We start from the raw sequence: 13,264 nt of genomic DNA on the forward strand, positions 1-13,264 counted from the left end.
GACTTTTCGTCGCATCTTTGCGCTGCAACAAAACGATAGCATTGCGCCTTCGCCGCATTTTTGCGCCTGCGCAAGGCGCAAGCATGCGATTTCGTTTTGCCACGCTGTGGCAATCCACCCTCAAGGCTGTACGTGAAACACCCCCACTTCGCCACCCTCGGGCGCACGCTCGGTATCGGTGCGCTCATGCTGCTCGGCGGTTGCTCGATGGAAATCCTCAACCCCAAGGGAGACATCGGCGCCCAGGAAAAAACCCTGATTCTGACGGCCCTGGGGCTGATGCTCCTGGTCGTGGTGCCCGTCATCATCATGACGGTGTACTTCGTGTGGAAATACCGCGCGTCGAATACGCAGGCGGTCTACATGCCGCGCTGGGCCCATTCGACCCGCATCGAAGTGGTGGTGTGGACCATTCCCTGCATCATCGTGGCCATCCTGGCCGTGCTGACCTGGCGCTCGTCGCATGCGCTGGACCCCTACCGCCCGATCGAATCGACGGTCAAGCCGGTCAACATCGACGTGGTGTCGCTGGACTGGAAATGGCTGTTCATCTACCCCGACTACGACATCGCCACTGTCAACGAAATCGCCTTCCCGGTGGATGCGCCGGTGCAGTTCCGCATTACCTCGGCCTCGGTGATGAACTCGTTCTTCATCCCGCAGCTCGGCAGCCAGATCTATTCGATGGCGGGCATGGAAACCAAGCTGCACCTGATCGCCCGCGAAGCCGGCACCTACGCCGGCCTGTCGGCCAACTACAGCGGCGGCGGATTCTCGGGCATGCGCTTCAAGGCCATCGCCACCTCGCAAGAAGGCTTCCAGGACTGGATCAACAAGGCCAAGGCGACCGACAACCCGCTGACGCCGCAAGCCTATGAGGCGCTGGCCGCGCCCAGCACGCATGAGGCGGTCGCGCTGTATTCCAGCACCCCCACGGGCATGTTCGACTACATCATGCACAACCAGATGAGCAAGATGGCCGGGCTCGACCCCGCCACCTGCACGCCCACCTCGAAGAATCTGATCGCAGGAAACAACTGATGTTCGGCAAACTCACCCTGGACGCCGTTCCATACCACGACCCCATCATCCTGGGGACGCTGATCGCGTGCGCCATCCTGGGCGCCGCCCTGGTGGGCGCGGTCACCTACTACGGCAAGTGGAAATACTTGTGGACCGAATGGCTGACCAGCGTCGACCACAAGCGCATCGGGGTCATGTACATCATCGTGGCCCTGATCATGCTGTTGCGCGGCTTCGCCGACGCCATCATGATGCGCACCCAGCTCGCCGTGGCCTCGGGCGACTCCACCGGCATCCTGCCGCCGCATCATTACGACCAGATCTTCACCGCCCACGGCGTCATCATGATCTTCTTCATGGCGATGCCTTTCATCACGGGCCTGATGAACATCGTCGTGCCACTGCAGATCGGCGCGCGCGACGTCGCCTATCCGTTCCTGAACTCGCTGAGCTTCTGGCTGTTCGGCGCCGGCGTGGTGCTGATGATGATGTCGCTGTTCGTGGGCGAGTTCGCCGCCACGGGCTGGCTGGCGTATCCGCCGCTGTCGGGCCTGGACTACAGCCCGGGCGTGGGGGTCGATTATTACCTCTGGGCACTGCAGATATCAGGCCTGGGGACGACGCTCAGCGGCATCAACTTCATCGTGACCATCCTGCGCATGCGCGCGCCGGGCATGAGCCTGATGAAGATGCCGGTGTTCACCTGGACCTCGCTCGTCACCAACGTGCTGATCGTGGCCGCGTTCCCCGTGCTGGCCGCCACGCTGGCGCTGCTGACCGCCGACCGCTACCTGGGCACGCACTTCTTCACGAACGACATGGGCGGCAACGTCATGATGTACGTGAACCTGATCTGGATCTGGGGCCACCCGGAGGTGTACATCCTGATCCTGCCCTGCTTCGGCGCGTTCTCGGAAATTGTCGCCACGTATTCGAAGAAGCCGCTGTTCGGCTACAAGTCGATGGTGTACGCCACCGCCGCGATCGGCATCCTGTCGTTCCTGGTGTGGCTGCACCACTTCTTCACCATGGGCGCGGGCGCCAACGTCAACGCATTCTTCGGCATCATGACAATGATCATCTCGGTGCCGACCGGCGTGAAGATCTTCAACTGGCTGTTCACCATGTACCGCGGCCGCGTGGAAATGACCACGCCGATGCTGTGGACGGTCGGTTTCATGATCACCTTCGTCATCGGCGGCATGACCGGCGTGCTGATGGCCATTCCCGCCGTCTCGTTCGTGCTGCACAACAGCCTGTTCCTCATCGCCCACTTCCACAACGTCATCATCGGCGGCGTGGTGTTCGGCTGCATCGCCGCCATGACGTACTGGTTCCCCAAGGCCTTCGGCTTCAAGCTCAACGAACGGCTGGGCAAGTATTCGTTCTGGTGCTGGCTGGTCGGCTTCTACCTGGCCTTCATGCCGCTCTACATCCTGGGTTTCAAGGGCATGACGCGCCGCCTGAACCATTACGACAATCCGGAATGGCAGCCGTACCTGGTCGTGGCATTGGTGGGCGCGTGCTTCATCGCCCTGGGCATCTGGTTCATGCTGCAGCAGGTGTTCGTCAGCATCCGCGACCGCAAGCAGAACCTGGACACCACCGGCGACCCCTGGGGCGGCCGGACCCTGGAATGGTCGATTCCCTCGCCCGCGCCGTTCTACAACTTCGCCCACGTGCCGCGCGTCGAGCACCTGGACCAGCACTGGGAAAACAAGGAAAAGGGCGTGGCCTACACGCCGCCCGCCAGCTATGAAGACATCCATATGCCGCGCAACACCGGCGCCGGCGTCTACATCGGGGCGTTCGGCCTGGCGATGTGCTTCGGCCTGATCTGGCACATCTGGTGGCTGGCCATCGTCGGCTTCGTCGGCATGATCGGTTCCTTCCTGGTGCGCGCCTATGACCGCGACGTCGATTACTACGTACCCGCTGCGGAAGTCGAACGCATCGAATCCGCCCATCTCGCCAACATGCAGAAAGCCGCCTGAGCCATGACCCAAGCTGTAACCGCCCTGCCCCACGGGTCCGGCCACGCCGGACACCACGATGACGGATCCAAGACCGTATTCGGCTTCTGGATCTACCTGATGAGTGACCTGCTGATCTTCTCGGTCCTGTTCGCCACTTTCGCCGTGCTGTCGCAGGCCACCGCCGGCGGCCCCACCGGCCGCGAATTGTTCGACCTGTCCTTCGTGCTGGTCGAGACCATGCTGCTGCTGGTCAGCAGCTTCACCTTCGGCATGGCCATGCTGAACATGCACGCCGGACGCAAGGGCCGCGTCATCGCCTGGCTGTGGATCACGTTCCTGTTCGGGGCGGGCTTCATCGCCATGGAAGTCTACGAGTTCCACCACCTGATCAGCATCGGCGCCGGCCCGCAGCGCAGCGCCTATCTGTCGGCCTTCTTCACGCTGATCGGCACCCACGGCCTGCACGTCACGTTCGGCCTGGTCTGGATCGTGGTCATGATCGACATGCTGCGCCGCCATGGCCTGGACGCCGTCAATACGCGCCGCCTGTCGTGCCTCAGCCTGTTCTGGCACTTCCTGGACATCGTCTGGATCTGCGTGTTCACCTTCGTCTATCTCATGGGAGCGCTCTGATGTCGCACGACACTACCGCGGCCGGCCACGGCCACAGCGGCGCCGATCACGGCAGCCTGAAATCCTACCTGGTGGGCTTCGCGATCTCGATCGTCCTGACCCTCGGCTCGTTCGGCCTGGTCATGATGGACGCCGTGCCCCGCTCGCTCGCCCTCCCGGGCATCATCGCCCTGTGCGTGGCGCAGTTGCTGGTGCAACTGGTGTTCTTCCTGCACATGGGCCGCTCGCAGCGCGACAACCTGTCCGCCTTCGTGTTCTCGGTATTCGTGATCGCCATCATCGTGGGCGGCTCGGTATGGGTGCTGCACAACATGAACGCCAACATGATGCACCCCATGCCGGCGTCGATGGGGGGCTGAACGCGCGGTTTGCGGCCCCCGGGCGGCTTCCGGTATACTGCCGGGCTTGCGCTAAGGCGGGGCCCCGCCACGCGCAGCAACGGGGGGTGCTTAGCTCAGTTGGTAGAGCGGCGCCCTTACAAGGCGTAGGTCACAGGTTCGACCCCTGTAGCACCCACCACCCCACCCCGGCGGCGCGCTTCCCACGCGGCAGCCACGGCAAGCAAGGCACCCCGGCGGGTGCCTTTTTGTTTGGCGCCGGCCGGGCTTAGGCCAGCCCGCCGTTGGCGCGCAGCACCTGGCCGTTGATCCAGCCCGCGTCCGGGCCGGCCAGGAAGCTCACCACAGCCGCGATGTCGTCCGGACGACCCAGCCGCTCGAGTGGCGGCATGCTGGCGAACTGGGCGATCTGCGCCTCGGTCTTGCCCTCCAGGAACAGCTCGGTGGCGACCGGCCCGGGCGCCACTGCGTTCACCGTAATGGCGCGCCCGCGCAGTTCCTTGGCGTAGACGCGGGTGAACGCCTCGACGGCCGCCTTGGTCGCGTTGTAGATGGCGTAGCCCGGCAGGTTCAACGCCAGGGCCGAAGTCGAGAAATTGATGATGCGCCCGCCGTCGGCCAAACGGCGGCCGGCTGCGCGCAGCATGTTGAAGGTTCCCCGCGTATTGACGGCGAAGGTCCGTTCGTATTCTTCATCGTCATGGTCGGCCAGCGGCCGCACCGACAGCACGCCGGCGTTATTGACGACTACCGCGGCCTGCCCCCAGGCCTGCTCGACCGCATCGAACAGCGCCGCCACGTCCCCCGGCCGCGCCACGTCGGCCCGCACCGCCAAGGCGGCGCCGCCGGCGGCTTGGATCGCGGCCACCACGGCCTCGGCCGCCGCGGCATCGCGCGTATAGTTGACGGCGACGGCGAACCCGTCGCGGGCCAGGCGCCGCGCCACCTCGGCCCCGATGCCGCGCGAGGCCCCAGTGACAATGGCGATTTTCTTCGGTTGATTCACAACCATGACAGGCTCCTTCCAGGATGCTGGACAATGGGCGTGCCGCCCATCGGCACACCCCATGGGCCTATGATGATCTTTCTACCGGCGAAAATAATTACCCTAAAATTGCCAACATTGATCCATTTGCGTTAACACGCCCAGGCATGGACCGATTCCAGGAAATGCAGGTCTTCGTACGGATCGCGGAGCGCGGCAGCTTCACCCAGGCCGCCGATGACCTGCGCATTCCGCGCGCGACAGTGACCAACCTGCTCAAGCGCATGGAGGCGCGCCTGGGCGTGCGCCTGATCGAACGCACGACGCGCACCGTGCGCCTGACGCACGACGGCGAAGCCCATTACCGCCGCTGCGTGCGCCTGCTCAGCGACGTGGAAGAAGCCGAAGGCGCGTTCCGCAACCTTGCCCCCAAGGGCCTGCTGCGCGTCAATATGCAGGGCACGCTGGCGCGGACTTTCGTGGTCCCGGCATTGCCGGACTTCCTTGCCCGGTATCCGGACATCGAGCTGGCCATCGGCGAAGATGATCGCCTGGTCGACCTGGTCCGCGAAGGCGTGGACTGCGTGCTGCGCGCGGGCACGCTGCAGGATTCCAGCATGATCGGCCGCCGCGTCGCGCAGCTGGAGCAGGTCACGCTGGCCAGCCCGGCCTACCTGGAGCGGCACGGGGAACCGGCCGACCTCGACGCCCTGAGCGGCCATCGCGCCGTCAATTATGTATCCAGCCGCACCGGGCGGGCGATGCCGCTGCAGTTCGCGCCGGCCGGCCAATTGACCGAACTGCAGCTGCCGGCGGCCATCTCGGTGACTGGCGCCGAACTCTATACGGCGTGCGCCGTGGCGGGCATGGGGCTGATCCAGGTCCCGCGCTACCGCGTGGCGGGCGAACTGGCGGACGGCCGCCTCAGGATCGTGCTGGCCGCATTCCCGCCGCCATCGATGCCGGTTTCGGTGCTGTATCCGCAGAACCGGCAGTTGTCCGCGCGGGTCCGCGTGTTCGCCCTGTGGTTGCGCGACGTATTCGCGCATGCCCGCTAAGGCCTGCCCCGCTGAACCAGGGTCCCGCGCCGGCCCGCAGCCGGGCGGCCGGGCGGGGCGCAAACAAAAAGCCCTTGAACGCCGGCGGGGGGCGCCGCTTCAAGGGCTTTTCCGGGCCGCGACGCCAGGCGCCGCGACAGGCCGTCGATTTAGTTGACGGCGTCTTTCAGGGCCTTGCCGGGACGGAACTTCGGCACCTTGGCCTTCTTGATCTTGATGGTTTCGCCGGTGCGCGGGTTGCGGCCCGTGCGGGCGGCGCGGGCCGAGACGGCGAACGTGCCGAAGCCCACCAGCGTAACCGTGCCGCCCTTCTTGAGGGTCGTCTTGACCGCGCCGATCAGGGCGTCAAGCGAACGGCCGGCGGCAGCCTTGGAGATATCTGCCTTGCTGGCGATATGATCGATGAGTTCGGTTTTGTTCATTCAGGTTTACCCCTCACAAGGTATAGGTTCTGTCTGGCGCGGGCTGGCTGCGCATACTGCCGCGACGCCAGCGGACGGAACAACGGACGAGTGGAAATGCTTCTGGGCGATGCCAATCGCAACTGCAAAATTGCTGCGTCGCAGAGGCTCAACACAGCGTGGCTGCCGTTGAGCATCGGCGACGCAGGGATGTATTAGGCCTTGCGCCGCAGCGGCTGTCAAGGGGAAAGCTCCCTGCAAGCCGCGCCAATACTAGCTTTTACGGCTTTTCGCAATATCGCCGCGGGCCCGCTGCGGCCGTCGTGACTTGCGCGCAACGCCGGTGCCGACGCGATTCAGACGTCGGCCCACCGGCGCAGCAGGTTGTGATAAACGCCCGTCAGCTGCACGATGGACGGGTGTCCCGCGGCGTCCTGGTTCAACCGCTGGATGGCTGCGTCCATCTCGAGCAGCAGGCTGCGCTGGCTGTCTTCACGCACCAGGCTCTGCATCCAGAAGAAGGCGCTGATGCGCGCGCCCCGGGTGACCGGATTGACCTTGTGCAGGCTCGTGCCCGGATACAGCACCATGTGGCCGGCCGGCAGCTTGACCGCGCGCGGACCGTAGGTGTCGTCCACCACCAGTTCGCCGCCGTCGTAGGAATCCGGGTCCGAGAAGAACAGCGTGGCCGAGAGGTCGGTGCGCACCCGCTCGGCGCTGCCGGCCACCGTGCGCACGGCATTGTCGACGTGGTAGCCGAACGCCTCGCCGCCCTCGTAGCGATTGAATAGCGGGGGAAATATCTTGCGCGGCAGCGCGGCCGACATGAACAGGTTGCTGGCCGCCAGGCGCTGCAACACCAGTCCGCCCAATTCCTGGGCCAGCGGATCCTGTTCCGGCAACTGGCGATTGCGCTTGACCTGGGCGGACTGCAGCCCGGCTGTCACGCGGCCGTCCACCCAGTCGGCCCGTTCCAGGCGCTGGCGGATCTGCGCCGCCTCGTCGGCGCTGAAGACATCGGCAATTTGTATGAGCATATGCGCCTGCGGAAATTGGCCGTGCTTATGCCAGGCAGCCCTGCAGGGCCTGATCGAAGTCGTGCAGCAAGTCGGCCTGGTCTTCGATGCCCACCGAGACACGGATCAGGCTGTCGGCGATGCCCATCTGGGCGCGCCGCTCGGGCCCCATTTCGTAGTAGATGGTATGCGCGGCCGGCAGCGCCAGGCTGCGGGTGTCGCCCAGGTGCGTCGCCATCAGGACAATGCGCAGGCGGTTCAGGAAATCGAAACAATCGACGCCTTCGGCCAGTTCGATGCCCAGCAGGCCGCCGTAGCGCTGGCCGAACAGTTCGGCGGCCCGCTGGTGCTGCGGATGGCCGGGCAAGCCGGGGTAATGCACCTTGGCCACGCCGGGATGCGCGGCGAGCATGCGCGCCAGCGCCAGGGCGTTGCTGCAATGCGCCGCCATGCGCAGCGCCAGGGTCTCGGCCCCGATGGCGATGCGGTGCGCGGAATCGGCCGACAGCGTGCCGCCCATGTCGCGCAGGCCCTTCTTCTTGATCTGCAGCAGCCCCCAGCCGGTGGGCGGCCCCTTGCGATAGCTGTCATAGATGTTGGCGTAGCCCGACCAGTCGTACAGCCCCGTGTCGGTGATCGAGCCGCCCAGCGCGTCGCCGTGGCCGCCGATGTACTTGGACAGCGAATTCATGACCAGCGAAGCGCCCACCGCGCGCCCCTGGAACAGCCACGGCGAGGTCAGCGTATTGTCGATCACGTAGACCAGCCCGCGCTCGCGGCACAGGGTCCCGATGCCGGCCAGGTCGGCCAGCTGGGTGCCGGGGTTGGCGATGGTCTCGGTAAACACCATGCGCGTATTGGGACGCAAGGCGGCCCGCACCTGGGCGGCATCGGTGGGATCGACATAACTGACCTCGACGCCCAGCTCCGCCAGCGTGCCGAGCAGGCTGTTGGTGTTGCCGAACACGTACTGGCTGGACAACAGATGGTCGCCCTTGCGCAGCAGCGTGGTGAACACGGCCGCCAGGGCGGCCATGCCGGTGGCGAACGACACGGTGCCCGCGCCGCCTTCCATCTGGCTGATCTTCGCTTCCAGCGCCGCCGTGGTGGGCGTGCCCTGGCGGCTGTAGGTAAAGCCCGCCTTGCCCTGGAACACGGCCGCCAGTTCGCGCGCATCGGCGTAGGCGAATTCCGACGAGGTGTGGATGGGCTTGTGCACGGCGCCGTGCTCGACGGACTGGCGGCGGTCGGAATGGAGAATCGTGGTGGTGAAGCCGTTCTTGTGCATGATGGGAACCGGTCAAATGGGACTGGACCGCCGCGGCCTGGCGACGGCGCAAGAGCGAGGAAAGTTTACTCTCGCCGCTGGCGCACGGACTCGTACAGGCACACGGCGCTGGCCACGCTGACGTTCAGGCTCTCGACCGAGCCCAGCATGGGAATGTTGACCAGCTGGTCGCAGGTTTCGCGGGTCAGGCGGCGCATGCCCTCGCCTTCCGCGCCCATCACCCAGGCCATCGGCTGGCGGGCATCGACCGCGTGCAGGCTGGCGGCCGCCTGGTCGTCGGTGCCCACCACCCAGACGCCGCGCTCCTTGAGGGCGCGCAGCGTGCGCGCCAGGTTGGTGACCGTAATGTAGGGCACCGTGTCGGCCGCGCCGCACGCCACGCGCTGCACCGTGCTGTTCAGTCCCACGGCGCGATCGCGCGGCGCCACCACGGCGTGCACGCCGGCCGCGTCGGCGGTACGCAGGCAGGCCCCCAGGTTGTGCGGGTCGGTCACGCCGTCGAGCACCAGCAGCAGCGCGGGGCCCTCGATGGTGTCCAGCACTTCGTCGACATCCACCGCCAGCAGGCGCTCTTCGGCCAACGCCACCACGCCCTGGTGGCGGGTGCCGCGGGCCAGGCCGTCCAGGCGTTCGGCCGCCACCGGATGGACACGGCGGCCGGCGCGCTCGGCCTGCTCCAGGAACGCCAGCATGCGCTTGTCGCGGCGCGCGGCCTCGACGTAGATGTCCTTGATCGACTCGGGCGCATGCCGCAGCCGCGCCACCACCGCGTGAAACCCCGCCAATACTTGGGCCGACGCCATGAATACTCACCTTTCTGGTATGGAATGAAACCGCGGCGCGGTCGCGCCGGCCGGCCGCGCTGCCATGGCGCGGCCGTAGCCGCCATGTTACTGCGTGGCAACCGCGCGCGCCGGACGCACGGCCGGCGGCGCCCTCAGCGGCGCCCGCGCGCCGGGGCTTTCTTGGCAGGCGCCCGCTGCTTGGCCGGCGCGGCCGGCTTGGCCGCCTTCTTGGCCTGGGCGCGCCGCTGCTTGGCCGTCTGCCCCTTGAGCGCGGCGGGTTTGGGCGCCGCCGCCTTTTTCACCTTGCGCGGCTCGTCCGGATTGCGCGACGCGGCCTTGCGCAGCGCCTCGAAGCTGGTGCCCTTGACCAGCCTGAACTCGATGCGGCGCGCCTCCAGGTCGACGCGCGACACCTGCACTTGCACCTTGTCGGTCAGGCGATAGCGCATGCCGGTGCGCTCGCCGCGCAATTCGTGCAGCGCCTCGTTGAACTGGAAATACTCGCCGCCCAGTTCCGACACGTGCACCAGGCCCTCCACGTGCAGCGTGTCGAGCGTGACGAACACGCCGAAACTGGCCACGCCGGTCACCGTGCCGCTGAAATCCTCGCCGACCCGCTCCTTGACGAACCAGCACTTCAGCCAGGCCTCGACGTCGCGCGAGGCTTCGTCGGCGCGCCGCTCGCTGGCCGACAGCAACAGGCCCAGCTTCTCCCAGGTGGCATGCTCGTGCTCGCGCTGGCTGCGCCCGATCACCAGAGGCTGGTCTTCCAGGCCCGGCACGTAGCGCCCGGCCTGCAGCAGCGCCTTGATGACGCGGTGGGTCAGCAGGTCGGGATAGCGCCGGATCGGCGACGTGAAGTGGCTGTAGGCAGGATAGGCCAGCCCGAAATGGCCGACATTGTCCGGGCTGTAGATGGCCTGCTGCATCGAGCGCAGGCACATTGTCTGCAGCAGCTGGAAATCGGGCCGTCCGCGCACGCTGTCGAGGAATTCGCCATAGTCCTTGGCCGTTGGCGCGTCGCCGCCGCCCAGCGTCAGGCCCAGGGTGCGCAGGAACTCGCGCAACGCGGTCAGGCGCTCGGGCGTCGGCCCCTCGTGGATGCGATACAGGCCCGGGTGCTTGCTGCGGCTCATGAAATCGGCGGCGCAGGTATTGGCCGCCAGCATGCATTCCTCGATGAGCTTGTGCGCATCGTTGCGCACCACGCCGACGATCTGCTCGATGCGCCCCAGTTCATTGCAGACGATCTTGGTCTCGACCGTGTCGAAATCGATGGCGCCGCGCTTCTTGCGCTGCTGCGCCAGCAACTGGTAGAGCTCGTGCAGGTGGCGCACATGCGGCATGACCTCCGCCAGCGCATGCGCGACCGGCCCGCCCGGCTGCTGCAAGGCTTCCCAGATCTGCGTATAGGTGGTGCGCGCGTGCGAATGCATCACGGCGTTGTAGAACTGATAGGCCGAGATCGTGCCCGCCTTGGCGCCCGAGGCGGGGATCACCATGTCGCATACCAGCACCAGCCGGTCCACCTGGGGATTGAGCGAGCACAGGCCGTTGGACAGCGACTCCGGCAGCATCGGAATGACGCGGCGGGGAAAATACACACTGGTGCCGCGCTCGAGCGCGTCATCGTCCAGCGCATCGTTGGCGGTCACGTAATGGCTGACATCGGCGATCGCGACCAGCAGGCGCCAGCCCGGCCGCTTGCGCTGGCCGCTGCCCAGTTCGACTGGCTCGCAGTACACCGCGTCGTCGAAGTCGCGCGCGTCTTCGCCATCGATGGTGATGAGCGGCACGTCGCGCAGGTCGACGCGGTCTTTCAGGTCGGCCTTGCGGACCGCGTCGGGCAGGCGCGCCGCCTGCCTGGCGGCCGCCTCCGAGAACTCGACCGGCACGTCGAACTTGCGCACCGCGATCTCGATCTCCATGCCCGGATCGTCGATCTCGCCCAGCACTTCGAAGACGCGCCCCAGCGGCTGGGTATGGCGGGTCGGCTGCTCCATGATCTGCACCGACACGACCTGGCCGTGCTGGGCGCCGTTGGTGTCGCCGGGCGGGATCAGGATGTCGTGCTTGATGCGCTGGTCTTCCGGCACCACGATGGACAGGCCGTGCTCGTGCAGGAAGCGGCCGACCAGCTTGTTGGTGCGCCGCTCGATGACCTCGACGATGGTCCCTTCCGGCTTGCCCCGGTATTCGCCGGACGGCTTGACCAGCACGCGGTCGCCATGCAGCACCTTGAGCATTTCGCGCGGCGAGAGGAACAGGTCCGGCCCGCCGTCGTCGCGCAACAGGAACCCGAAACCGTCGCGATGCCCCTGCACCTTGCCGGCCACGAAGTCGAGCTTGGTGGCCAGCAGCAACACTCCCTTGCGGTTGGGCATGAGCTGGCCGTCGCGCTCCATGGCGCCCAGGCGGCGTTCGAACCCCACCAGGGTGGCCGGCCGCTCCACGCCCATGCGCTGCGCCAGTTCGGCGGGCGACAGCGGCGTCCCGGCGGAGCGCAGCGCCTTGAGGATCGCCTCGCGGGAAGGAACGTCCGGGTCGAAGTCTGGGGGCGTTTCGGGCAAGACGAATCCTGATCTGCCGTTGTTATTGTTATTGGAATCTTTATTCGATCGTTTTGCCAAAGTTGAAAATCCTGTATATAATCTTTTGCTTCTGTGGTCTGCCCAAGGCTGATCACTGCAGCAAGGCTGAATGGTAACCCTGTTTTGATGCGTCGCTGATTTATTTGCAGCGTATCATACAAAGGCATGAAACTTTGCTCAGTGCCCAGGTGGCGGAATTGGTAGACGCGCATGGTTCAGGTCCATGTGCCGCAAGGTGTGGAGGTTCGAGTCCTCTCCTGGGCACCACGGAATTTCCCGACCCCGGCAGCCGCAAGGCTGCCGGGGTTTTCACATTCGCGCGGCCCGCTCAACCGCCCTCGCCGCTTGCGCCGCTCCTGCGCGCCATGCGGCTGCCCTCGCGGCGCACGTGGTGGCGCTCGTAGCGCGCCCGCCCCATGGCCTCGATCTGCCCCGCCACCAGCGCCTCGAATGGTGCCAGCAAGGCTTCGAACGAGCGCGGCGCCTCCAGCGCGCCAAGCGCCGCCGCCACCGCCTCGATGGTGGCCAGCGCCCGCGGCAATGCCACGTGCCGCACCCGGTAGCGCGACACCGTGTCGGCTGGCACGGTCACGCGCGGCAGCGCCGCCAGTTCCGGATTGCCCGCCAGCAATTGGCGCGCCTGGCGCCAGGTGCCGTCGGGCACCACCAGCAGCGTGGGCGCGGCATCGCCCGCCTGCGCCTGCAGCACTTCCGCCTCCGGCCCGGGAAACAGCAGCCGCGCCTGGTAGCCGTCGATCCGCCACAACCGCGGGTCGTAGCGCGTGCCGACGTGCAGGCTGGCATTGCGCAGGCCCAGCACCGCCAGGCGCGCGGTATTCAGGGCATGGCGCGCTTCATCGGGGTGCTGCAGCACCAGCAACCGTGTCCGGCTGTCCAATGACGGAATCCGCGCGCACAGGCAATGCGACTGCGGGCGCAGGCAGCGCGCGCAGGTGGGCCGCCCCCCGGGCGCAGCCAAGTTGCGCCTGTCCTGAAAAGTGTGCATAATGCGCGTCCTCTGATGTTCAAACGCAGTCCGGCAACGGCACCGCGCCCGAGCAACAGCGCCCAGGTGGCGGAATTGGTAGACGCGCATGGTTCAGGTCCATGTGCCGCAAGGTGTGGAGGTTCGAGTCCTCTCCTGGGCACCAATTACATCATCGCGAGTCA

At 66.4% G+C, this 13,264-nt stretch carries 12 protein-coding genes and 3 tRNA genes; 8 read left to right on the top strand and 7 right to left on the bottom strand.

Annotated features, from left to right (window positions below):
• Positions 1-132 precede the first annotated feature (132 nt).
• From cyoA to ACKTT0_RS22330, 5 genes are all read left to right on the top strand, one after another.
• Complete coding sequence (gene cyoA, locus ACKTT0_RS22310) at positions 133-1,041, top strand: ubiquinol oxidase subunit II (RefSeq protein WP_407851942.1); 909 nt, start codon at positions 133-135, stop codon at positions 1,039-1,041.
• Positions 1,041-3,017 (top strand): cytochrome o ubiquinol oxidase subunit I, encoded by a 1,977-nt coding sequence (cyoB, locus tag ACKTT0_RS22315; protein WP_407851943.1) that lies wholly within the window; start codon positions 1,041-1,043, stop codon positions 3,015-3,017. The genes cyoA and cyoB overlap by 1 nt, the downstream gene beginning before the upstream one ends.
• Before the next feature lie 3 nt (positions 3,018-3,020).
• Positions 3,021-3,632 carry a cytochrome o ubiquinol oxidase subunit III gene (gene cyoC, locus ACKTT0_RS22320; protein WP_407851944.1) on the top strand — a complete coding sequence of 204 codons (612 nt, stop codon included), beginning with the start codon at positions 3,021-3,023 and terminating at the stop codon, positions 3,630-3,632.
• Positions 3,632-3,991: a cytochrome o ubiquinol oxidase subunit IV gene (gene cyoD / locus ACKTT0_RS22325; RefSeq protein ID WP_407851945.1), complete on the top strand. Its 360-nt coding sequence runs from the start codon at positions 3,632-3,634 to the stop codon at positions 3,989-3,991. The genes cyoC and cyoD overlap by 1 nt, the downstream gene beginning before the upstream one ends.
• An 84-nt stretch (positions 3,992-4,075) precedes the next feature.
• Positions 4,076-4,151: transfer RNA gene (locus ACKTT0_RS22330), tRNA-Val, on the top strand.
• Positions 4,152-4,238: 87 nt separating this feature from the next.
• Here the strand turns inward: ACKTT0_RS22330 and ACKTT0_RS22335 are convergent.
• Entirely contained in the window at positions 4,239-4,982 is a 744-nt protein-coding gene (locus ACKTT0_RS22335; RefSeq protein WP_407851946.1) for an SDR family oxidoreductase, read from the bottom strand.
• Between the two features lie 140 nt (positions 4,983-5,122).
• On the opposite strand from ACKTT0_RS22335, the gene ACKTT0_RS22340 reads away from it, so the two are divergent.
• Positions 5,123-6,013 carry a LysR family transcriptional regulator gene (locus tag ACKTT0_RS22340; protein ID WP_407851947.1) on the top strand — a complete coding sequence of 297 codons (891 nt, stop codon included), beginning with the start codon at positions 5,123-5,125 and terminating at the stop codon, positions 6,011-6,013.
• A gap of 149 nt (positions 6,014-6,162) precedes the next feature.
• Here the strand turns inward: ACKTT0_RS22340 and ACKTT0_RS22345 are convergent, their stop codons facing one another.
• The 5 genes from ACKTT0_RS22345 to rnr form a co-directional block, all read right to left on the bottom strand.
• Positions 6,163-6,435, bottom strand: coding sequence for an HU family DNA-binding protein (locus ACKTT0_RS22345; RefSeq protein WP_003812968.1), 273 nt, complete (start codon positions 6,433-6,435; stop codon positions 6,163-6,165).
• A gap of 335 nt (positions 6,436-6,770) precedes the next feature.
• A complete protein-coding gene (locus ACKTT0_RS22350) occupies positions 6,771-7,451 on the bottom strand; it encodes a Fe2+-dependent dioxygenase (RefSeq protein WP_407851948.1) in 681 nt (226 codons plus the stop codon).
• Positions 7,452-7,476: 25 nt separating this feature from the next.
• Complete coding sequence (locus ACKTT0_RS22355) at positions 7,477-8,718, bottom strand: cystathionine gamma-synthase family protein (RefSeq protein WP_407851949.1); 1,242 nt, start codon at positions 8,716-8,718, stop codon at positions 7,477-7,479.
• A 65-nt stretch (positions 8,719-8,783) separates the two neighbouring features.
• Positions 8,784-9,521, bottom strand: coding sequence for a 23S rRNA (guanosine(2251)-2'-O)-methyltransferase RlmB (rlmB, locus tag ACKTT0_RS22360; protein ID WP_407851950.1), 738 nt, complete (start codon positions 9,519-9,521; stop codon positions 8,784-8,786).
• A 134-nt stretch (positions 9,522-9,655) separates the two neighbouring features.
• A complete protein-coding gene (gene rnr, locus ACKTT0_RS22365) occupies positions 9,656-12,133 on the bottom strand; it encodes a ribonuclease R (RefSeq protein WP_407851951.1) in 2,478 nt (825 codons plus the stop codon).
• Positions 12,134-12,276: 143 nt separating this feature from the next.
• Between rnr and ACKTT0_RS22370 the strand changes: the two genes are divergently transcribed.
• A tRNA-Leu gene (locus tag ACKTT0_RS22370) sits at positions 12,277-12,361 on the top strand.
• A 61-nt stretch (positions 12,362-12,422) separates the two neighbouring features.
• On the opposite strand, the gene ACKTT0_RS22375 is transcribed toward ACKTT0_RS22370, so the two are convergent.
• Entirely contained in the window at positions 12,423-13,100 is a 678-nt protein-coding gene (locus ACKTT0_RS22375) for a tRNA-uridine aminocarboxypropyltransferase (protein ID WP_407851952.1), read from the bottom strand.
• Positions 13,101-13,160: 60 nt separating this feature from the next.
• Between ACKTT0_RS22375 and ACKTT0_RS22380 the strand changes: the two genes are divergently transcribed.
• Positions 13,161-13,245: transfer RNA gene (locus ACKTT0_RS22380), tRNA-Leu, on the top strand.
• Positions 13,246-13,264: the final 19 nt, after the last annotated feature.

The sequence above is a fragment of the Bordetella saccharivorans genome, assembly GCF_045862855.1.
Classification (GTDB): Bacteria; Pseudomonadota; Gammaproteobacteria; order Burkholderiales; family Burkholderiaceae_B; genus Bordetella_A; species Bordetella_A petrii_F.